Here is a 21,853-nt window from a genome sequence, read left to right as displayed (position 1 = left end):
TAAAACGTTACTTAATTGAATAAACTGTAAGTCTCTTATCCAGAGAGGTGGAGGGAAAGTGCCCTGCGAAGCCCGGCAACCGTCAATTTTATTGAAAAGGTGCCAATTCACTCAAAGCTGTTATTCAGTTTTGAAAGATGAGAGAAAGGTTCTTCTATAGATATGCCTTTCTGCTCATTTATGCAGAAAGGCATTTTTGTTTTCTTTAAGTTAAAGAGGAAATAATAATCTGCGCATCGATGTCTAGCTACACCTCCCTCGGTCAGAACAGGTTCCTAAAGAAAGTCAAGCACGGACTTTTTCCGGTGAATCTTTATCTGCCTCTCAGAGCTAAACAGCCGGTTCCGATTTTGTGGAAGTCTCGGAATAAAGTGTGGAAGTCTCGGAATAAAGTTTCAAAGTCTCGGAATAAAGTGTGAAAGTCTCGGAATAAAGTGTCAAAGTCTCGGAATTAGTTGAAAGTCTCGGAATTAGTTGAAAGTCTCGGAATAAAGTGTGAAGGTCTCGGAATAAAGTGTGGAAGTCTCGGAATTAAGTGTCAAAGTCTCGGAATAAAGTGTGAAAGTCTCGGAATTAATTGAAAGTCTCGGAATAAAGTGTGGAAGTCTCGGAATAAATTGTCAAAGTCTCGGAATTAGTTGAAAGTCTCGGAATTAAGTGTGAAAGTCTCGGAATTAAGTGTGAAAGTCTCGGAATAAAGTGTGAAAGTCTTGGAATAAAGTGTAAAAGTCTCGGAATTAGTTGAAAGTCTCGGAATAAAGTGTGAAGGTCTCGGAATAAAGTGTGAAAGTCTCGGAATTAGTTGAAAGTCTCGGAATAAAGTGTGGAAGTCTCGGAATAAAGTGTGGAAGTCTCGGAATAAAGTGTGAAAGTCTCGGAATTAAGTGTGAAAGTCTCGGAAATAAGTGTGGAAGTCTCGGAATTAAGTGTGGAAGTCTCGGAATTAAGTGTGAAAGTCTCGGAATTAGTTGAAAGTCTCGGAATTAAGTGTGAAGGTCTCGGAATAAAGTGTGGAAGTCTCGGAATTAATTGAAAGTCTCGGAATAAAGTGTGAAAGTCTCGGAATAAAGTGTGAAAGTCTCGGAATAAAGTGTGGAAGTCTCGGAATAAAGTGTGAAAGTCCCGGAATAAAGTGTGGAAGTCTCGGAATAATGTGTCAAAGTCTCGAAATAAAGTTTCTTAATGAAAAACATGAACCTGACGCATTTCGTGCAAAATGATAGTGAGTGGAATTTTGGAAGAAGGTGAAGTCATGATTACGTTAAAAGATGTCAAAAAAGTCTTTCAATCAAAAAGCGGAAATGTTACCGCGGTTGATTCGGTTGACTTGAATATAAATCAAGGTGAAATTTTCGGAATTATCGGTTATAGCGGTGCGGGAAAAAGCTCACTGATCAGATTGCTGAACGGACTTGAAAAGCCCACAGGCGGTACCATTCAAGTAGCGGGAAGAAAGATCGATACAATCCGCGGAGATGAGCTGAGAAAGGCAAGACACGAAATAAGCATGATCTTTCAGCATTTTAATCTCCTTTGGTCAAGAACGGTTCGGGAAAATATTTCGTTTCCATTAGAAATCGCCGGAGTGAAAAAAGAGCAGCGGATGAAACGTGTGGAAGAGCTGATTAAGCTTGTTGGGCTGGAAGGACGGGAAGATGCATATCCATCCCAGCTGAGCGGGGGACAAAAACAGCGTGTCGGCATTGCAAGAGCTCTTGCGAATAATCCAAAAGTATTGCTTTGTGATGAAGCAACATCAGCACTGGATCCTCAAACAACAGATTCAATTCTTGAACTGCTGGTGGATATTAACGAAAGATTGGGTTTAACCATTGTCCTGATTACACATGAAATGCATGTTATTCGTAAAATCTGCCATCGTGTTGCCGTTATGGAAAACGGAAGGATTGTTGAGCAGGGTGAAGTGCTCGATGTATTTAAAAAACCGCAGCAGCCTATTACTAAGCGCTTTGTGAAACAAATTACAGAGCCTGATGATACACAGGAAACGTTGGAATTGATTCTAGAAAAATACAAACACGGCATGGTTATTCAGCTAACATTTGTCGGGGATTCAACAGAAAGTCCGCTTATAACGAATCTTATCCGAAACCATCCGATTGAAGTAAACATCCTTCAAGGGAAAATATCGCAAACTCAAAGCGGATCATATGGAACCTTGTTCATTCATATGGACGGGCAGCCTGAAGAACTGGATAAGGCAATGGCATTTATCCGCACTCAAGAAGTAGAAGCGGAGGTGATTGCGAATGTTTGAGAATGTGAGATGGGAAAATGTATGGGAAGCTACAAGTGAAACCTTATTCATGACAGGATTCTCCGTGGCTGCAACATTTGTCTTGGGCATTATACTCGGGCTGCTGTTGTTCTTAACTTCCAGAGGCGGAATTTGGGAAAATAAACCGGTAAATATCATTATATCTGCATTCGTGAATATTTTCCGGTCGATTCCGTTTATTCTTCTTATCATTTTGCTGATTCCTTTTACAAAGGCCATTTTAGATACGTTCCTTGGAGCAAAAGCAGCATTGCCGGCTTTAATTATTGGAGCTGCGCCATTTTATGGGCGGATGGTTGAAATGGCTCTTCGTGAAATAGATAAAGGAGTCATTGAGGCTGCAAGATCGATGGGTGCAAAAACATCAACGATCATTTGGAAGGTGTTAATACCTGAATCATCTCCTGCGCTTATCTCAGGTATTACCGTAACCGCTATTGCACTTGTCGGCTATACAGCCATGGCAGGGGTAGTCGGCGCCGGAGGATTAGGAAATCTTGCATTTCTTGAAGGCTTCCAGCGGAATAATAATGCTGTAACTATGATTGCGACAATCTTGATATTAGTCATTGTATTTATCATCCAATTTATTGGAGACTTTATAACATCAAAATTAGATAAACGCTAGGGAGGAAATTTATATGAAGAAATTATTGTTAAGTGCTGTATTCGCAACTTCTGCTTTCGCTCTTGCTGCATGTGGTTCTGGAGGCGGAAATGGCGAAGGAGAAGAAACAAAAACGCTGAAAATCGGTGCTTCAAATGTCCCGCATGCGGAAATTCTGGAGGAAGCACAGCCTTTGCTTGAGGAAAAAGGCATTGAGCTTGATATCGTGCCGTTCCAGGATTATATCCTGCCGAATAAATCTCTCGCAAGTAAAGAAATTGATGCCAACTACTTTCAGCATATTCCATATTTAGAGTCTCAAATGGCAGAAAATAAAGATTATGACTTTGTTAATGCAGGCGGCATCCATATCGAGCCAATTGGTGTGTATTCTAAAAAACATAAATCATTAGAAGATATTCCAGAGGGCGGCACAATTATCATGAGTAATTCTGTAGCTGACCATGGCCGTATGCTTTCATTGCTTGAAAGCGAAGGCTTAATCACGATTAAAGAAGGTGTCGATAAAACAACTGCAACAATTGATGATATCGATGAAAACAATAAAAATCTGAAATTCAAAGCAGATGTAGAAGCAAGCATTCTTCCGCAGGCTTATAATAACGATGAAGGCGATGCTGTATTAATTAATACGAACTATGCAATTGGTGCAGGACTCAATCCACAAAAAGATGCGATTGCACTTGAAGGTTCAGAATCACCATATGTAAACATCATCACAGTCCGCAAAGGCGACGAAAACAAAGAAGAAATTAAAGCTTTAGTTGAAGTGCTTCATTCAAAAGAAATTCAATCATTTATTGAAGAAAAATATGAAGGTGCAGTAGTACCTGTTGACGGAGAATAAATAGCAAGAGAGCACCCGAAATTTGGTGCTCTCTTTTTTATCTGAAATATACCAATATATTATAATGGTAGAAATTAGGAATAAAAGCTCCCTGAAAAACTCTTTTTACGCATACATCTCCTGAATGTTTTGCATACTAACGGTGATTACTATCAGGAATGGAGCTGGAAATTGATGCAGCATTTTGAAGCGAGAAATATAAGTGAAGCCGCTTTGCATAATTACAAAGAAGGTCTGGGAGTTTTTACAGAAAAAATGCCTGAGCTTGCGCACCTTTATAATGAATTCACTGAAGAATGTTTTAAAGAAGGAACACTTTCCCAAAAAGAAAAGCAGTTGATTGCACTTGGCATAAGCATCTATTCACAAGATGAATATTGTATTATTTATCATACAAAAGGCTGCTTAGATCAGGGGGCAAGCGAACAGGAGATTCTAGAAACGGCAGGAGTAACAGCTGCTTTTGGCGGTGGAGCGGCAATGAGTCAATCCGTTACCTTAGTACAAGAGTGCATCACAGAATTGAATCAGCTTAAGCAATAGCATACTCGAGCATATTGGAGTATTTATATAAGAACTGTGTCTCAAAATGCTGAAATCCGATATGAAGAACCACGATCCTTTCATATCCTTCTATATGATGATTGAGGCTGATTTGATCAGGTGTTATCATTTAACCAGTACTAATTGATAAACCTTGAAAGGATGATTCATTATCTACGCAAGTCAGCAAAAGCTTGATTTGAAATACACAACTGAAATGGAAAAAGCCTTAATGCAGTCTCATAAAATGGGATATGCAGTGTACAGCAGAAACCATGAAAAGCGTATGGAAGTAGAAAAGAATCGTGAAAAAGATTATCAGCAAAGCAAACAGCTATTCGCAGTATTAGACCGTAAAAGGAATTAATATACCAATCCAAAAGGAATCAGTCACTGGCTGATTCCTTTTAAGTTATAAATAAACCCGGCCCTTTTAGAGAAGCCTCCGAAAAAGTTGTATTCACATTTCATTTGTTATAAAATTAGAATGAGAATAAAATGAGAATGATTAAATTGAGATCTTATAGATTATTGGAGGTATAGTTATTTATGGCAGGTTCTACTTTAGTTATTAAAGATTTACATGTTGAAATTGACGGGAAAGAAATTTTAAAAGGTGTAAACCTTGAAATAAAAGGCGGAGAATTCCACGCAATCATGGGACCAAATGGTACTGGTAAATCCACACTATCATCTGCGATCATGGGGCACCCTAAATATGAAGTAACACAAGGAAGCATCACTCTTGACGGTGAAGATGTTCTTGAGATGGAAGTAGATGAGCGCGCACGTGCAGGTCTATTCTTAGCGATGCAATATCCAAGCGAAATCAGCGGAGTAACAAATGCTGACTTCCTTCGTTCTTCTATCAATGCACGCAAAGAAGAAGGACAGGAAATTTCTTTAATGAAATTCATCCGCAAAATGGACTCTAACATGGAATTCCTTGAAATGGATCCTGATATGGCACAGCGTTACCTAAATGAAGGATTCTCCGGCGGAGAGAAAAAACGCAATGAGATTCTTCAATTAATGATGATCGAGCCTAAAATCGCGATTCTTGATGAAATCGATTCAGGTCTTGACATCGATGCATTAAAAGTTGTTTCAAAAGGCATTAACCAAATGCGCAACGAAGATTTCGGCTGCCTGATCATCACTCACTATCAGCGCCTGTTAAACTACATCACACCTGATCATGTACACGTAATGATGCAGGGACGCATCGTAAAATCGGGCGGTCCTGAGCTTTCTCAGCGTTTAGAATCAGAAGGCTATGACTGGATTAAACATGAGCTTGGCATCGAAGACGAAACTGTTGGTCAAGAAGCGTAAGCGTTAGGGGGATTAAGATGACAGTAGAGACGAAATTCAACCACGACTATGTCACGGGTTTCTCAAAAGAACTCGGTGAACCGGAATGGCTTAAAGAACTGCGCTTACAAGCTCTTGAAAAAGCTGAAGACCTTTCAATGCCAAGACCGGATAAAACGAAAATTGATAAGTGGAATTTCACACAATTCCAAACACACTCAGTTAAAAGCAAAGCTTTAGCATCCCTTAATGATTTAAGTGATGAAGTAAAAGCTTTAATTGATCTTGAAGATGAGAACAAAAATCTTTATATCCAATTAGACACAACGCCTGCTTATACATCTCTTTCTCAGGAGTTAAAAGATCAGGGCGTAATCTTCACTGATATTCATACGGCTGTCCGCGAACATTCTGAACTTGTGCAAAAATACTTCATGTCTGAAGGCGTGAAAGTTGATGAGCATCGTTTAACAGCACTTCATGCAGCTCTTATGAACGGCGGAGTATTTGTATATGTGCCTAAAAACGTTGAGGCAACAGCACCTCTTCAGGCTGTATATGTACATGAAAATCCGGAAACAACTCTTTTCAACCATGTTATCGTTGTAGCAGACGACAACAGTTCTGTGACTTATGTTGAAAACTATATTTCAACGACTGAAACGGAAGAATCGATTTTCAACATTGTAACGGAAGTATTTGCGAACAATAATGCAAAAGTTACTTACGGTGCTGTTGATCATTTGAATAAAGGTGTTACTACGTATGTAAACCGCCGCGGTACTGCTGCACGCGATGCACGCATTGAATGGGCGCTTGGTTTGATGAATGACGGCAATACGATTTCTGAAAACACAACAAACCTGATGGGTGACGGCTCTTATGGAGATACTAAATCTGTTGTTGTCGGACGCGGAAATCAAATTCAAAACTTCACAACAAAAGTGATTCACTTCGGCAAAAATTCTGAGGGCTACATCTTAAAGCACGGCGTAATGAAAGACAGTGCTTCATCTGTCTTCAACGGAATCGGCAAAATTGAGCATGGTGCTTCAAAATCAAATGCAGAGCAGGAATCAAGAGTTCTTATGCTCAGCGAAAAAGCACGCGGAGATGCAAATCCGATTCTATTAATTGACGAGGACGATGTAACGGCTGGACATGCTGCGTCTGTTGGCCGCGTTGATCCGCTTCAATTGTATTACTTGATGAGCCGCGGCATTCCTAAAGTTGAGGCAGAGCGTCTTGTCATTCACGGCTTCCTTGCGCCGGTTGTTAGAGTACTTCCAATCGAAGGCGTTAAGAAACAGCTTGTTGAGGTCATTGAAAGGAAAGTTAAGTAATGAATATCCAAGATATCCGTTCACTCTTCCCGATTTTGGATCAGCAAGTAAATGGGCAGAATCTTGTTTATCTTGACAGTGCAGCGACTTCTCAGAAGCCGCTGCCGGTCATTGAAGCGCTGGACCGCTATTATAGAGAATATAATTCCAACGTCCATCGCGGAGTTCATACACTGGGCACCAAAGCTACAGATGGCTACGAGGGAGCACGCGAAAAGGTAAGAAAGTTCATAAATGCTCAGTCTGCAGAAGAAATCATTTTCACACGCGGCGCTACAACTGCATTGAATACAGTAGCAGCAAGCTATGGACGTGCAAATCTTCAATCTGGCGATGAGATTGTGATTACGTATATGGAACACCATGCGAATGTCATACCTTGGCAGCAGCTTGCTAAAGCTACTGGTGCTACACTTAAGTATATTCCTTTGCAGGAGGATGGCACGATTTCTCTTGAAGATGCCAGAGAAACGATAACAGACTCAGCTAAAATTGTCTCTGTTATGCAAGTTTCAAATGTTCTGGGAACAATAAATCCTATAAAAGAAATTGCAGAGTTAGCCCACAGCAAAGGTGCCATCATGGTTGTTGACGGTGCGCAAAGTGCTCCGCATATGAAAATTGATGTTCAAGATTTAAATTGTGATTTCTTTGCTTTTTCAGCTCATAAAATGTGCGGTCCGACCGGTGTTGGCGTACTGTACGGCAAAAAAGCACTTCTTGAAAACATGGAGCCTGTTGAGTTTGGCGGCGAAATGATTGATTTCGTCGGATTATACGAATCCACATGGAAAGAGCTTCCTTGGAAGTTTGAAGCCGGAACACCAATTATTGCAGGGGCAATCGGCCTTGGAGCTGCCATTGATTTTCTGGAGGAAATCGGTCTTGAAAACATTGAAGCATATGAGCACAAACTTGCTGATTACGCACTTGAGAGACTGTCAGAAGTTGAAGGCATCACTATATACGGTCCTAAAAAGCGTGCCGGTCTTGTAACATTCAATATTGAAGATGTGCATCCTCATGATGTTGCCACAGTATTAGATGCTGAAGGCATAGCAGTTCGTGCCGGCCATCACTGTGCACAGCCTTTAATGAAATGGCTGAATGTTTCCTCGACAGCTCGTGCAAGTTTTTACCTGTACAACACAGAAGAAGAAGTTGATAAGCTTGTTGCAGGAATCATAAAAACAAAGGAGTACTTCACGAATGTCTTTTAATAATCTGGACACTCTGTACCGCCAGGTCATCATGGATCATTATAAAAACCCGCGGAACAAAGGTGTACTCGAAGATAGTTTAACAATAGATATGAATAACCCTACATGCGGAGACCGTATTCGTTTAACGCTGCAGATTGAAGACGGCAGCATTAAGGATGCAAAGTTCGACGGTGAAGGCTGTTCGATTTCAATGTCATCAGCATCAATGATGACTCAGGCGATTAAAGGTCAATCGGTCGAAACAGCTTTAAAGCTTTCAAAAATCTTTTCAGACATGATGCAGGGAAAAGATTATGATGATGACGTAGAGCTTGAGGATATAGAAGCTTTGCAAGGTGTTGCTAAATTTCCTGCACGGATCAAATGTGCAACACTTGCGTGGAAGGCAATGGAAAAAGGGGTCCAAAACAGCTAATAGCGGAACCTGTAAATTTATGCCTTCTTAAGAAAAAGAATGGGGGCAGACCTCATTCTACTATGATTGGAGTGAAAACGGATGGCTAAAAAAATGCCAGAAATCGGCGATTACAAGTATGGATTTGCTGATAAAGACGTTTCGATTTTCCGTTCAAAGCGGGGATTAACTAAAGAAATTGTTGAAGAAATTTCTCGCATGAAAAGCGAGCCTCAATGGATGCTTGATTTTCGTCTGAAGTCACTGGAGCATTTCTATAACATGCCAATGCCTCAATGGGGCGGCGATATGGCTGCACTTAACTTCGATGAAATTACGTATTACGTAAAACCATCTGAAAAATCAGAGCGCTCTTGGGATGAAGTACCTGAGGAAATCAAACGCACGTTTGATAAACTTGGAATTCCTGAAGCAGAGCAAAAATACTTGGCCGGTGTATCTGCTCAGTACGAATCTGAGGTTGTATACCACAATATGAAAGAAGATCTTGAAGAACTGGGTATCGTTTTTAAAGATACAGATACAGCTCTTAAAGAAAACGAAGATATTTTCAGAGAGCATTTCGGCAAAGTCATTCCGCCGACTGACAATAAGTTCTCAGCACTAAACTCAGCTGTATGGTCCGGCGGATCGTTCATCTATGTGCCAAAAGGCATCAAAGTTGATACACCGCTTCAGGCATACTTCCGCATTAACTCTGAAAACATGGGTCAGTTCGAGCGTACGCTGATTATTGTTGATGAAGGTGCACATGTGCACTATGTAGAAGGCTGTACAGCTCCGGTTTACACAACTAATTCTCTGCACAGTGCTGTAGTTGAAATTATCGTAAAAGACGGCGGCTACTGCCGTTACACAACGATTCAAAACTGGGCGAACAACGTATTTAACCTTGTTACAAAACGTGCAGTTTGTGAAAAGAACGCTACAATGGAATGGATCGATGGAAACATTGGGTCTAAATTAACGATGAAATACCCTGCTGTCATCCTTAAGGGTGAAGGCGCTCGCGGTATGACATTATCCATTGCATTAGCAGGAAAAGGCCAGCATCAGGACGCAGGTGCGAAAATGATTCACTTAGCACCAAATACGTCTTCAACAATCGTTTCAAAATCAATTTCTAAACAAGGCGGTAAAGTAACGTACCGCGGAATCGTTCACTTCGGCCGCAAAGCTGAAGGTGCACGTTCCAACATTGAGTGTGATACGTTAATCATGGATAATCAGTCTACATCTGATACGATTCCATATAACGAAATCTTCAATGATAACATCTCTTTAGAGCATGAAGCGAAGGTTTCAAAAGTATCTGAAGAGCAGTTATTCTATCTAATGAGCCGCGGTATTTCAGAAGAAGAAGCAACTGAAATGATTGTTATGGGATTCATTGAACCATTCACTAAAGAACTTCCAATGGAATATGCGGTTGAAATGAACCGTTTAATCAAGTTCGAGATGGAAGGTTCAATCGGATAAAGTCCGAAAAGCCTTGGTATATAAGGAATATACCAAGGCTTTTTTATGTGAAAAATAGTGTCGTGCCAATTTTGTGCCAACTTAAAATCTTTTATGGTTCAATAAGACAAGGATAATTAAAAAATTTGTGGTGTGATCGGGCTCTCTTTTGAAGTCCAAAAAGTAAAATCTCATACTAGTTAGCAGATAAATAAACACTGTAATTAGATATGTAAATAACATCAAAACGACCAGATTTCTATCTGATCGTTTTTTTATATCCTTATTCCATTAAAGCACCCGATTGTTGACGAAGATAGTTCAATACTTATTAGGAAGAAACCAATCAATATAAGTTTGTTGATCACAGATGATCGCTTCCCAATTCATTTTCTGTACTATTTCTTTACTATTTCCTTGTTTAGAAAGAAACAAAGTGTTAAAAGAATCATAAATACTCATAAATGCGTAATCCATATTTTCATCAGTAACAATAAGCTCCGCTGCTGACAATTCGTATAAATCTAACGGCTTCAGGCGAATAAGAAAAGATACTTTAAAGTAAAAACTACTCCGATTTGTCCCATATATGTGATTAAAAATAATAGAAACGTACTCAATCCCACAACAATTAATCCAGGTGGGTGAATGATGTTGGCTGTAACAGCGGTTTCTCCAATAACAATTGCAGCTATGAGTGAAACTAATATTACGGTACTTTTAGGAGATCTAGTCCCTACATCTAAGAAGACTTTAAAAAGCAAAAGAAGAATGAATACTTCCCAAAATGTAGGTAGCACTTCACCTTTGTTAAAAAGCCCCTCTTGTATCGTTTTACTAAATTCCTTACTATGAAACTTTTCTAAGGCAAGGTATACACCTGGAAGAAGCGAAGAACTAGAAGATAAGGTTCAAAGTTTCATAGATGTGACCACGATAGCCCGAACGTGTCTGCAAGACGGGAAGAGAATGTAGCTTGGGGACTTCTTCACCGGCTGCGTTTTTAAGCGGTAAATGTGAGGGCTTACCTTATCCAAAAGAAGAAAAAAGGTTATGCCGATTGCTCTTATTGTGGTGTGGATGAGGGCGATCCTTATTCGATTCAGTCTAAGTACATACAAATATTACTGGCTAAAACAATCTATGTAGTTTATGAAGCAATTTCAGCAGAAGGTCCCAGAACCGATTATATCAGGAGCGGAAAGCTTGGAATAAAGATAAAGATAGTGTAAGCAAATTTAAGGGAGTAGCTCAACGCTGCCCCTTTTTATTTATTGCACAAGATCAAGGAGTGTAAGGGCTATTCGGCAAAATGAATAAATGTTCAAAATACCATATACGTTTGTAGTTCTTTATACATATTTTAATCAAATTAATTTTTCGTAAAAATCATAAAATTTGATGAATTATGTTTATTTCCCCCTATTTTAAGAGAGAAACTTCACAACTAAATTATAAATATTTTTCCATATATTAACTTAAAATTTTATTTTTTATTTTGTTTAAATGACAATCTTTTTAATGAAGTTTTAAATATATAGGTCTATTGAACTGTTTCTTGATCGCCTAAATCCCCCAATTTACTGTGCTTTTTGGTGAAGTTACAATTTAAATAGTATTTATTTTCTCGGTAGGGATAAGTTAGGTCTAATGCTATTAAATTACCAACCTTATATTGAAGATAAATAAATATAAAACTAAAAAAGGAGAGACGTAAATGAAAAAAAGTAAATTAAAGGCGTTTAAAGTCATGACTACTGCAGCTGTCACATCCTTAATTCTTTCATCATTCACAGCTTTTGCGGAAACGAATGACACTTCAACCGAGTCTCAAATATTGAGAGATACAGTGGAGCAAGGAAGTAATGATCTTTATAGTAAAGCTGTTACTAAAGAAGGTTTAACTAAAGCGTATAGCCCAAATAAAATGGTCCGCCTAATCGTTGAAGTTGAACAACCAACTGATGTGGAGAAATCATCAAAAAATAAAAAGTCAATAATGAAGGAAAAGCAAGACAAAGTTATTGATGAAATCACTAAAACGAAAACTTCTAAATCAAATTCACCAACGAAAGTGAAACACCGTTATTTTGAAGGTTTTAACGGATTCAGTTTAGAAACTGAGTTTCAGAATATGAAAGAAATCGAGTCTATTCCAGGGGTTACGAGTGTACATATTGCTAGAACATTCCAGGAATCAATGACAGCAAGTAAAGAATTAGTACAAGCTCAAAAAGTATGGGAGCAATATGGTTATAAAGGTGAAGGATTACTGGTAGCGATCGTAGATTCCGGGCTTGATTATACACACAAAGATATGAAACTATCAGATACAGCCAAAGCGCAAGAAAAGTGGACTCAAGATAAAATCAATCAAAAATTTAAAGAGACAGACGTAAACGATATTTGGTATAGCGATAAAGTCCCAACAGGCTATGATTGGGCAGACAATGATAGCAATGTCATTCCTGGAGCAAATGGCAGTCCGCATGGTACACACGTTGCTGGGACAGTTGGAGCAGGCGGGGACGAAGCGAATGACGGTGTCGAGGGTATTGCACCAGGTGTGCAGCTATTAGCGGAGAAGGTATTTTCAGATAATGCCGGCGGAGCCTACGAGGATGATATTATCGCAGGGATTGAGCATGCCATTACTATGGATGCAGATGTGATAAACATGAGCTTAGGTGTTGACTCAGGCTATGTAGGTGAAGAAAACGATCCTGTACAAAAAGCAATCCGAGTTGCGACAGAACATGGAACTCTTGTTGTAGTGTCAGCTGGTAATTCCGCTCATAGTACGAAAAATAATTTATTCCTTGACTCTGCTTTAGAGCCATATGCAGAAAATCCTGATATTGGGACAGTTGGTGCACCGAGTGTAGGTCCATATGCTTTATCGGTAGCATCCTATGAAAATACAAAAATGCATTTAAATTCTTTAGCTGAAACAAATGGTTTAAAGCTTCCTTTCCAAGATCAAACGATGTTTCCCGCAAAATATAACTTTAAACTTTCAAGATTTTTAAATCCGAATCAAGAGTATGAAATGGTATATGTAAACGAAGGACGAAACAAAGCTGATTTTCCTGCCAATAAAACTGGCTACATTGCAGTAATAAAATTATTAAATGAATATTATTCTTATTCTTCTATTCAATTTAACGCAGAAAAGTATGGAGCAAAAGCGGTAATCATAATACCAGCTGATAATATGGCGACTGATTATCCTTATCTAAGATTAACTGAAAATTCCATTCCAACTGCTACAACAGGTAAGGCTCCAGGGCAAGAACTAGTAAATAAACTTAAAAGTGGTCAAATGGTCAAGATGAAATTAGCAGGGGAAACTTGGATAGATAACGCAAAGAAAGACAAAATGTCCAGTTTTTCATCCTATGGTTCTCCAAGTACATTAGATTTTAAACCAGAGATTTCTGCACCAGGTGGAAATATTTATTCAACTGTACCTGGTAATGATTATGAAGTGATGAGCGGTACATCGATGGCCGCTCCTCATGTTGCAGGCGGTTCTGCATTGTTATTGCAGGCACTTTATCAAAAAGGATTAACCCATTCAGAAGATACGGTGTTAAAAGCAAAGCTTGCTTTAATGAATACAGCTAATGTTGTCATGGATCCAAGAACAAACGGTGAAGTTCCATATTCACCACGCTTACAAGGATCTGGTTTAATGAAAATTCAAAATGCAATTAATACGCCTGTCATTGTGACAAGTCGAAACACGCCTTTAGAACAAGCTGGAGCGGTTGCTTTGAAGGAAATAGGCCAAAATACAAGCTTTAAATTAAATGTGGAAGCTTTTGAAACTCCTAAGGGAAAAAATAATAGTGAGGAAATCGAATACAAAGTTTTTGTAGATGTTTTAAAGGATCAAACTGAAATGAAAGAATATGATTTAGACAATGATGGTGACTTGGAATCCAAGGAGTATCTAAAATTAAAAAGTGAACGAATCAATGGTGCAACTGTTACTGTCAATGATAATAAAGTTACAGAAACAGAAGGAGCACTTCTTAAAATTAAACCTGGTCAAACAAAACAGCTGACAGTTAATGTGAATTTACCAGATTCCTTAAAGTCAAATAGTTTTGTAGAAGGATTTGTTCGTCTAGTTCCTGTTGCCAAAGACCAAGATAAAGTCGTACCTTTATCTATACCATATATGGGCTTCTATGGAAAATGGGATGAACCACAAAATATTGATCCTCCAGCATGGGAGAAAGATGCATTTTTAGGTTATACTGCACTTTGGGATGGCACTTCAGAGCGTTATCCAAAGGGATATGATTCTAGTACTGGAACGTTTGATCTTAGCAAAATTGCCATCTCGCCAAACTTCCATCTATTAGGTATCTATTCTTCATTTACAGCTTTACGTAACTTGGAAAAAACAGAAATGTATATAGAAAATCAATCCGGTAATATCGTAAAATATTTAGGTGACTTCAGTGAATATACAGGAACACCATGGAAATTCAGAAAGAATGTCATGTCATTTGGGGACACTTATTACAATGAACTCTATTATTGGGATATGAGAGATGAGTCTGGACAATTTGTACCAGATGGAAATTATCAATATGTGATTAAAACGACATTAGACTATCCAGGTGCAAAACCGCAGGAAGTTAAAATGCCTGTTAAAGTAGATTCCATACTTCCTAAAGTTACAGACATTACTGTAACTCCAAAGGATGGAAAATACGAAATTTCCTGGAAAGGCACAGATAATGAAAACGGAAGTGGATATGTTGCTGCAATGGTTTGGGTTGACGGAAATTATTACACTCCAGGAAAAGAGACAAAATTCCTCGTAAATGCAGAACCGAAAAGTATTGTTGTTAAAGCGGCTGATAACGCATTTAACCATTCGTACACAGTTTGGGGAGATCAAAGTCCAAAATATATGAGTGAATGGATAGTTCTTTCAAATTCTAGTGTATTTCCGTCCAAAAATTTAAGCAAAAATACTCCAACAGAAATTGATTACTTTGCTTCAAACAGAGTAGACTGGACGTTTTATGTTAAAGATGCAAATGGAAATATAATCGATACGTTTGAAGTTAAAAATGAAAAAGAAGCTCATAAAAAATGGGCACCTAAACCGGAGCTGCCAAATGGAAATTACTTTATCTCAGCTGATCTTGTAACAAAAGACGGTTTTAAAGTTACAACAACGCCTAAAACAGTAACAGTTGTTCAATAACCTTATAATTGTATTCTGCAACTTCTATTGTTTATGTTTAGAAAAGTATAAAATCTCCCCTAAATATAAAACCAAGAATACGAGGTATTCTTGGTTATTTTTTCTTTTGCAGGTTAAGAAAGAATAATTGGCAGCGAGGAAGAGTACCATGCGTGTTTTCCAGTTCTAGGTATTAAGTATAAGTGCAACTACGCCTTAAATCTTCGCCTTAAATGCTAGCCAGCCGGCGAGTTTTCTTTATATTAATTTTTTATGAGTAATTTAGCGATTTCCATTGCCTGATCATTTAATCTCATCGTGGAATAATAATTAAATAATTCTTTATTCGAGCGTTCAATTAAATAATAAAATCCATTTTTATTGAACATTGGTAATGCTTTATCGACTAAATATTGATAATATTCTTTCTCTTTACACTTTAATAAATAGATAAGGAGTTTAAAAAGATGAATATATAATAAAGAATTCATATTATTTGCAATCGTAAACCCATTTTCAGCAAGTATAATAAGTTCATTTTTTGGTAAAAGTCCTCCTTCTAATGAACTTCGAATATACCCCTCTAAAGAAAGTAAGTAGGAATTCGATACTTGATCTTTTATTGCCATAGATTCTTTATAATAAATACTTGCTAGCTCATAGTTAGACCTTCGTAAATATTCAAAAGCAAGATTATGCAATACTCTTGCTTTCCGATCAGGGGCATTACATAATTCACAACTCTTAATTAAATTTTTTAATCGTTTTATAATTTCATCATCTGTACTGAAGTCATCTTTTACTTGAATAAGCATTAGCATCTCTGCATCAATGACTCTAAGATAGTTATTGATGTTCTTAAAATATTGATGTGCCTTTTCGGCATAATAATATGCTAACATAGGTGATTGTGTCGTGTGATAAGAAACTGCAAGATGATAATAATATTCCGGGTTATTATAAACAGTAATTTGAATTGATTTAAACGATTGAATTGCACTTATATAATCTTGTATTTCTAAATAATAAATACCAAATGTATGCTTTAATAAATTGGTTTCATAAGGTGAGAGTCTATTTAATTTTCTTTGAATATTTTTGAGGATTTTAAATGCCTCATTTGACTTATGATACATAAGCAAATACCTAGCTCGGAGTAATTGATACATGTATACATATTTCGAAATTTCTAATAATTCCTCGTTCTCTAGCTCACTATTAATTTGATCCATTTCATTATAAAGCTGCATAATAATTGTTTCTTGCCAATACAGTAATTTTTGTTTGATATTCGTAAGTTTAGTTAACTCTTCTTCCATATTAATCTCAAGTCGTTCACATAATAAATTGGTAATTTGTGTAGCGTAAGTTGTTTGGGCACACTCTATTTTACTAATATGAGATGTTGAACATATATCTTTTCCTAATTGTTCTTGGGTGAGTTTTTTTTTTCTCGATAAAACTTAATGATTCTCCCCTCATACATAACCAAAGCCCCCCTATTTAATATCGATAATAATAAAATTCTACATTTATCAACAAATTAAGTATATTTAGAATATTGGAGAAACTTACGGAGTAATACTTAAGAATTACTTCAGGATTGGTTAATAAAAAAAATAATTGATGAAATACCTTAGGAAATCATACAAAATACAATTTCTGAACATCAGACTTACTGAATGAAAACATAAAGCGGAAATATTTTCAAATATTGGGGTGCCATCAGGCGCGGGCGCGAGCGTCGCCGCCTGCAAGCCGTTCTGCTGTGGCTGGGACGCCTGGGTGGCCGGCGTTTCGGCGGTGGTGTCATCATAAGCAAATGAATTACCAGTACTTGTTGACAAAAGTAATGCAGTAGCCAAGCCTGCGGTTATACATTAATAATTTTTTTGTTTCTCCTTTTCCTCATTAAACCTCTCCTCCTCCTTACTAAATAGTAGATTAATATATTTGTAAAAATGTGAAGGTTTCGTGCTGATGACTTAACTGCACATTTAATACGCTGATCTGTCTTTCAACATCAGGTTATTAAAATTTTTCAACTAATTTAGTATCAACTGGGGGTTTATTCAATATTCAGAAATATCACCTAATTAACCTTTATCATCCCACATTTCTCCTTTTCTGAAAATAAAACATAGGATGTAACTCTTGCTGTTATTGGTTCTATACCTGCATAAAACAAAAGTACTATACCAAATCGTAATTACTAAAGCAGTAAAATTGCTAGAAACGATCAATGAATTTTTCTAGACATAGTAAAATCCCCTCCAAGTATGAGTGTATCATCTACAGATAAACTGTAGCCTTTTTACACTGTCTACTTAGAGGGGATAATATCAGAGTAGCTAAACGCTACCCCTTTTTTTTTATTGCACAGGATCAAGGAATGTAAGGGCTGTTCGGCAATTAATATTATATTTCTACATAATGAATAAATGTCCAATATACCATATAGTTTCTAGTTCTTTATATACATTTTAATCAATTGTTTTTTGTATTTTCATAAAATTCTATTAATTATGTTTATTTCCCCCATTTTAAGAGAAAATACGCCACTGAAAATATTGATTTCGACAAAATCATAAAAAAATATTTTTCCTGATAATAACTTGAAATTCTATTTTAACTTTGTTTAAATGACAATCTTTTTTAATGAAATTTTAAATATATAGGTCTATTAAACTATGATTTAATCGCCTAAATCCCCCAATTTACTGTGATTTATGGTGTATGTACAATTCTATTTGTATTTATTTACTCGGAATGGTTAGTAAATTGTAATTTTATTAAATTACTAATCTCATAAAAAGTAGTGAAATAAATATAAAACTTAAATCAAATAAAAAAGGAGCAATGTTAATGACCAAGAGTAAATTGAAGGCATTTAAAGTGATGACTACTGCGGCTGTAACATCCTTACTTCTTTCATCATTCACAGTTTTTGCGGAAACGAATGACACTTCAACCGAGTCACTATTGACCAACCCAGAATTTGCGACTAGTTTGTTAGAGAACCAACTGTCTGATCAAGAAAAGGCGACAGACCAAGCCCACAAGCCAGTTGATAATCAGTATGCACCTAACGATACTGTACGAGTGATAGTGGAAATGACAGGAGAACCTGTACATAGTGCCAAAGGAAATGAAGCTGAAAAGAAAAAATTAAAACATGCTCAACAATCCTTGATTCGAGAAATGAAAGAAACGAAAAAGCTGAATGTGAAAGAGCGACATCACTTTGTGACAGGTATTAATGGCTTCAGTATGGATACACTGTTCAAAAATATCAAAGAAATCGAAAAATTAGCTGGAGTGGCTCGTGTTCATATTGCAGAGACTTATCAACAAACGATGAGCTCCAGTAAATCCATGGTACAAGCGAAAAAAGTATGGGAAGAGTTAGGTTACCATGGGGAGGGAATGGTGGTTGCTGTTGTCGATACCGGAGTGGACTATCGCCATCAAGATCTAACTATGTCTGACAGAGGAAAAGCGAAAGCCCATTGGAATTCTACTAATATTCAAGAAAAATTAGCTGAAACAGCTGTAGAGGATCGCTGGTATTCAGATAAAGTTCCAGCGGGTTATGATTGGGCGGACCGAGATCAAGATGTTCTTCCTTATGCTACCTCACATGGAATGCATGTAGCAGGAACGATTGGAGCTAATGGAACCGATGAAGTAGACAGGGTGAAAGGGATTGCACCTGATGTACAGATCATAGCGGAAAAAGTCTTTTCCGATTATGGGGGTGGGGCATTTGCAGACGATATCATAGCCGGACTCAATCATGCGGTTGAAATGGATGCCGATGTCATCAACTTAAGCTTAGGGCAAGACGCTAATTTTGTGAATGAAGAAGACCCCATCCAAAAAGCAGTTCGTACTGCTGCAGAGCAAGGAGTTTTAGTGGTAGCAGCTGGTGGAAACGCATTCTACAGTACTAAAAGTGGATCCACCGCATACACTCATCAACCTTATGCTCAGAATCCTGATATTGGAGTAGTAGGAGCACCTGGTTCAAGTCCATATGCTTTACAAGTAGCTTCTTATGAAAATGATAAAATCCATATGGACACACTTACTCTTTCAGATGGGAAACCACTTATTTACAAACGCCATGCAGGTTATGTTCAAATGGCAGATGTCTTTGCTCCAGGTGAAGAGATTGAGTTAGTTTATGTAGGCTATGGTAGTACTCAGGATTTCGCTGGAAAAGATGTAGACGGCAAAATCGTGGTTGCAGAACAACAATGGGCGGGCAGTGAACAATACATACAATCTCCTGCTCAAAAGGGTAGAGCAAAAGGAGTGATAATGGTTCCTTTAGCGGCACAAGGAGATTATGCCAAATTACTTTTTTCTCCTTATGGCAACGTTCCAGGAATTAGTACTGGGATCACTGAAGGAAAAGCCCTGATTCAACGTTTGAAAGATGGTGAAAAGATTAAGGTTAAAGTGGGTAATGGAACCTTGATTGATAATAAAACCAAGGGGACTATGTCTGGATTCTCATCATATGGAGCACCGCACACCCTTGATTTTAAGCCTGAAATTACCGCACCTGGCGGTAAGATTTATTCTACTGTCATGGATAACAAATATGATATATATAGCGGAACTTCGATGGCTTCGCCACATGTAGCGGGTGCAGGAGCTCTAGTGTTACAGTCGCTCTATGAAAAAGGCGTGATGAGAGGTTCAGATGCTATTTATCAGGCGAAAACAGCTTTGATGAATACAGCTCAAATCTTAATGGACCCTACAACAGAAAGTAACATTCCATATTCTCCACGTAAACAAGGCTCAGGGATGATGCAGATTGCTAATGCACTAAAAACACCTGTATTAGTGAAAGATAAGTTTGCTAATCCAGAAAATGCAGCTGCTGTGGAGTTAAAAGAGATTAAGCATGATAAAGTAAAATTTATGCTGGAGTTAGAGGCGTTAGCGGGTAAATCTTCTCCAGAAGAGATTACCTATGATGTTTATCTAGATCTTTTAACAGATGATACCGAGCAGAAAGATCTAGATTTAAATCGCGATGGGAAAATTGAAAAGACGATGGAAGTGCTAAAGCTAACAAGTAAGCGGATCGAAGGAGCAACAGCGAAGATCAATGGAAAAGATTTTAGCCATACAACACCTGCCACTTTCACCGTGAAAAAAGGTCATCTTCAAGATTTAGAGGTGGATATTAAACTTCCAGATGGATTGAAGAAAAATATATTTGTTGAGGGATTTGTACGCTTTGTTCCGAAAAATGGAGATCAAGCTTCGATTCCGTCTTTAACCTTGCCGTATATGGGCTTTTATGGTGACTGGGATCAACCACAGAACTTAGATGCACCGATGTGGGACAAAAATTCATTTTTACAAGAAACAGCTCTATTTCCTTACTATGGTCAGAAAAACTGGCTTGGCAAACCAGCTATAGCAATTGGTTATGATAGAGTGACCAAAACATTCTCAGAAGAAAGAATGGCCATCTCTCCACAAGCTGCGAATCAAGGTGTTTATTCGATGTTTACCGCCTTGCGCAATGTAAAAAAGGTGCACATGTACATTGAAGATGCATTAGGTAATCGAGTTCGTAATCTTGGAGATTACAGTGAAGTTACTGAAACAGGGGAACCATGGAAATTTAGAAAAAATGTAATGTCAAGAAGCGAATTCTATTGGGGGGGATATCGCTGGGATTTGAAATCAGAGGATGGAAAATACGTTCCGGACGGAAAGTATCAATTTATTATAGAGAGCACATTAGATTATGAAGGAGCACGTCCACAAACGATTAAGTTCCCGATTAATGTAGATTCTGTTGCACCAAAAGCAGAAAATATTCAAGTCAGCAAAACACCAGAAAATAAGTATATGATTAGTTGGGACATGATGGATAATGCAGGGGGAAGCGGCTTAACAAAATCGATGGTTTATGTCGATGGCAAGTATAAGGCTATTTCTTCAACACAATCGTCCTTACTAGTAAATGAAGAACCGAAAAGTGTAATCGTAGTGCCATTTGACTGGGCAGGTAATGTCACTTATGAAATATACGGAGATCGCTCGTATGTAAAACAGGATTTATTCCTTTCAGCGTGGGATGTATGGGCTAGACCAATAACGCAAAAGGAGCCAGGTCATATTTTGGGAGTGGGCATGAAAAAATTGAATTGGACCATTACAATCCAAGATCCTGAAGGAAAAGTGGTTCATACTTATAAAGAAGCGAATACAGAGACTGCTTATATAAAATGGAGTCCATCTGCTGATCTACCTAGTGGGAAATATAAAGTGATCGCTGAGATGGAAGATGAAACAGGTCTAAAGATCACCACAACTCCACGTTATATGACGGTGGAGCAACCTTAAAAAACGAAACCATAAGATAATACCTCAATCCTTTATGATGGTTAGAAGGATTGAGGTTTTATCATGCACGAATCCGGGATGTTTCATATAAAAAAGAGCCCCACTTTAGAGGCTCTTGTTAACAGCCCTACCTTTTAAGAAAACGGAACCATTTGATTCTAAAACCGCATAGATGTTTGCCTAGGAACGACTTTTC

At 37.8% G+C, this 21,853-nt stretch carries 13 protein-coding genes, 1 pseudogene and 1 riboswitch; of the genes and pseudogenes, 11 read left to right on the top strand and 3 right to left on the bottom strand.

Annotated elements, in window-relative coordinates; all coding sequences use genetic code 11:
- The first annotated feature begins 32 nt into the window (after positions 1–32).
- Positions 33–144: riboswitch (SAM riboswitch) on the top strand.
- Positions 145–1,252: 1,108 nt separating this feature from the next.
- The 9 genes from LIT25_23015 (at position 1,253) to sufB (ending at position 10,091) form a co-directional block, all read left to right on the top strand.
- Entirely contained in the window at positions 1,253–2,278 is a 1,026-nt protein-coding gene (locus tag LIT25_23015) for a methionine ABC transporter ATP-binding protein (protein USK33356.1), read from the top strand.
- Entirely contained in the window at positions 2,271–2,927 is a 657-nt protein-coding gene (locus LIT25_23010; protein ID USK33355.1) for an ABC transporter permease, read from the top strand. The genes LIT25_23015 and LIT25_23010 overlap by 8 nt, the downstream gene beginning before the upstream one ends.
- Positions 2,928–2,940: 13 nt before the next feature.
- Entirely contained in the window at positions 2,941–3,774 is an 834-nt protein-coding gene (locus LIT25_23005; protein USK33354.1) for a MetQ/NlpA family ABC transporter substrate-binding protein, read from the top strand.
- A 174-nt stretch (positions 3,775–3,948) separates the two neighbouring features.
- Positions 3,949–4,317, top strand: coding sequence for a carboxymuconolactone decarboxylase family protein (locus LIT25_23000; protein USK33353.1), 369 nt, complete (start codon positions 3,949–3,951; stop codon positions 4,315–4,317).
- A 549-nt stretch (positions 4,318–4,866) separates the two neighbouring features.
- The gene (sufC, locus tag LIT25_22995; GenBank protein ID USK33352.1) at positions 4,867–5,652 is read left to right on the top strand and encodes a Fe-S cluster assembly ATPase SufC; all 786 of its coding nucleotides are present in this window, start codon (positions 4,867–4,869) and stop codon (positions 5,650–5,652) included.
- 17 nt (positions 5,653–5,669) lie between these two features.
- Positions 5,670–6,974: a Fe-S cluster assembly protein SufD gene (sufD, locus tag LIT25_22990; GenBank protein ID USK33351.1), complete on the top strand. Its 1,305-nt coding sequence runs from the start codon at positions 5,670–5,672 to the stop codon at positions 6,972–6,974.
- On the top strand, positions 6,974–8,194 hold the full coding sequence (locus LIT25_22985; GenBank protein ID USK33350.1) for a cysteine desulfurase: 1,221 nt from the start codon (positions 6,974–6,976) through the stop codon (positions 8,192–8,194). The genes sufD and LIT25_22985 overlap by 1 nt, the downstream gene beginning before the upstream one ends.
- Entirely contained in the window at positions 8,184–8,612 is a 429-nt protein-coding gene (locus tag LIT25_22980; GenBank protein ID USK33349.1) for an SUF system NifU family Fe-S cluster assembly protein, read from the top strand. The genes LIT25_22985 and LIT25_22980 overlap by 11 nt, the downstream gene beginning before the upstream one ends.
- A gap of 81 nt (positions 8,613–8,693) precedes the next feature.
- A complete protein-coding gene (gene sufB, locus LIT25_22975; protein ID USK33348.1) occupies positions 8,694–10,091 on the top strand; it encodes a Fe-S cluster assembly protein SufB in 1,398 nt (465 codons plus the stop codon).
- 300 nt (positions 10,092–10,391) lie between these two features.
- On the opposite strand, the gene LIT25_22970 is transcribed toward sufB, so the two are convergent.
- Both LIT25_22970 and LIT25_22965 read right to left on the bottom strand, forming a co-directional pair.
- Positions 10,392–10,607 carry a DUF2711 domain-containing protein gene (locus LIT25_22970; GenBank protein USK36387.1) on the bottom strand — a complete coding sequence of 72 codons (216 nt, stop codon included), beginning with the start codon at positions 10,605–10,607 and terminating at the stop codon, positions 10,392–10,394.
- Positions 10,604–10,966 (bottom strand): annotated as a pseudogene (locus LIT25_22965) (spore germination protein). The gene LIT25_22970 and the pseudogene LIT25_22965 overlap by 4 nt, the downstream one beginning before the upstream one ends.
- A gap of 821 nt (positions 10,967–11,787) precedes the next feature.
- Here LIT25_22965 and LIT25_22960 point away from each other — a divergent pair.
- A complete protein-coding gene (locus LIT25_22960) occupies positions 11,788–15,300 on the top strand; it encodes a S8 family serine peptidase (protein USK33347.1) in 3,513 nt (1,170 codons plus the stop codon).
- 242 nt (positions 15,301–15,542) lie between these two features.
- On the opposite strand, the gene LIT25_22955 is transcribed toward LIT25_22960, so the two are convergent.
- Positions 15,543–16,598, bottom strand: a complete 1,056-nt coding sequence (locus tag LIT25_22955) for a hypothetical protein (protein ID USK33346.1) — start codon at positions 16,596–16,598, stop codon at positions 15,543–15,545.
- 1,546 nt (positions 16,599–18,144) lie between these two features.
- On the opposite strand from LIT25_22955, the gene LIT25_22950 reads away from it, so the two are divergent.
- The gene (locus LIT25_22950; GenBank protein ID USK33345.1) at positions 18,145–21,657 is read left to right on the top strand and encodes a S8 family serine peptidase; all 3,513 of its coding nucleotides are present in this window, start codon (positions 18,145–18,147) and stop codon (positions 21,655–21,657) included.
- Positions 21,658–21,853 lie beyond the last annotated feature (196 nt).

The sequence above is a fragment of the Bacillus sp. F19 genome, from assembly GCA_023823795.1.
Lineage (GTDB): Bacteria > Bacillota > Bacilli > Bacillales > Bacillaceae > Bacillus_P.
This window is presented reverse-complemented; position numbering and strand designations above follow the sequence as displayed.

What these genes read in the sequence shown, in the direction of transcription:
- LIT25_23010 (USK33355.1), top strand. Translation starts at nt 2,271, where the DNA reads ATGTTTGAGAATGTGAGATGGGAAAATGTATGGGAAGCTACAAGTGAA.
- LIT25_22985 (USK33350.1), top strand. Translation starts at nt 6,974, where the DNA reads ATGAATATCCAAGATATCCGTTCACTCTTCCCGATTTTGGATCAGCAA.
- LIT25_23000 (USK33353.1), top strand. Translation starts at nt 3,949, where the DNA reads ATGCAGCATTTTGAAGCGAGAAATATAAGTGAAGCCGCTTTGCATAAT.
- LIT25_23015 (USK33356.1), top strand. Translation starts at nt 1,253, where the DNA reads ATGATTACGTTAAAAGATGTCAAAAAAGTCTTTCAATCAAAAAGCGGA.
- LIT25_22950 (USK33345.1), top strand. Translation starts at nt 18,145, where the DNA reads ATGACCAAGAGTAAATTGAAGGCATTTAAAGTGATGACTACTGCGGCT.
- sufD (USK33351.1), top strand. Translation starts at nt 5,670, where the DNA reads ATGACAGTAGAGACGAAATTCAACCACGACTATGTCACGGGTTTCTCA.
- LIT25_22980 (USK33349.1), top strand. Translation starts at nt 8,184, where the DNA reads ATGTCTTTTAATAATCTGGACACTCTGTACCGCCAGGTCATCATGGAT.
- sufB (USK33348.1), top strand. Translation starts at nt 8,694, where the DNA reads ATGGCTAAAAAAATGCCAGAAATCGGCGATTACAAGTATGGATTTGCT.
- sufC (USK33352.1), top strand. Translation starts at nt 4,867, where the DNA reads ATGGCAGGTTCTACTTTAGTTATTAAAGATTTACATGTTGAAATTGAC.
- LIT25_23005 (USK33354.1), top strand. Translation starts at nt 2,941, where the DNA reads ATGAAGAAATTATTGTTAAGTGCTGTATTCGCAACTTCTGCTTTCGCT.
- LIT25_22955 (USK33346.1), bottom strand. Translation starts at nt 16,598, where the DNA reads ATGGAAGAAGAGTTAACTAAACTTACGAATATCAAACAAAAATTACTG.
- LIT25_22960 (USK33347.1), top strand. Translation starts at nt 11,788, where the DNA reads ATGAAAAAAAGTAAATTAAAGGCGTTTAAAGTCATGACTACTGCAGCT.